The sequence below is a fragment of the Trinickia terrae genome, from assembly GCF_005144415.1.
GTDB lineage: Bacteria > Pseudomonadota > Gammaproteobacteria > Burkholderiales > Burkholderiaceae > Trinickia_A > Trinickia_A terrae.
Genome location: NZ_SWJE01000043.1, coordinates 1 through 662, shown reverse-complemented (window position 1 = coordinate 662; position 662 = coordinate 1). Strand labels below are relative to the sequence as shown.

Here is a 662-nt window from a genome sequence, read left to right as displayed (position 1 = left end):
CGAAGCCGTCCATCACCACCGAACAGCCGATCATGATCATGATCGCGATCTGGAATGCGCTCAGCGGACGGCTGTCGATCAGCGCGCTGATGTCGACGATCGAAGATTGCGCCTCTTCCACTTGCTGCGCGGTATCAGGGATCAATTTTGTACCTCGCTCCGTTTGAGCATGAAATCATCCGTCGATCCCGAACAGACGCCGCGCGTTGTCCCGTCCAATCTTCACGCGATCGGTTTCGCTGATCGCGCACGTGTCGGACCACTAGGCAGGCTCGTCATGCGTTTCGGCTGGATCGAGTACTCGACTCCACCCTGCTCCATGCGCTCCAGCCGCTGCTGCTCGATGTCCAGCAGATTCGACTTCAGCATCTCCCACACGTGAGGAGGCGCGTAGCCTTTCGATTGATCGATGGTCAGGTCGATCGCAAAATGTTCTTCAAGTGCAATCTTGTTTCTCATCGATCTGCTCCGGTTCTGCGCCATACGACATGCTCGCGTCACGAAGGGGACCCGCCATCCGAGTTCGTCCGGGTGGCATTTACTTGATTTTTCAAGTACATTGAGGTGGAGTATAGTTGATTTTTCAAGTATCAATACTCACGTAAACCCTCTCCCGACGACCATGAAAACATCCAGGCGACCGCAGCAGCTCGAGCAGGCGA

General features: G+C 55.3%; 1 protein-coding gene. It reads right to left on the bottom strand.

All coding sequences use genetic code 11. The features are described from left to right. Positions 1 to 222 precede the first annotated feature (222 nt). A complete protein-coding gene (locus FAZ69_RS32985; protein WP_206171259.1) occupies positions 223 to 459 on the bottom strand; it encodes a hypothetical protein in 237 nt (78 codons plus the stop codon). Positions 460 to 662: the final 203 nt, after the last annotated feature.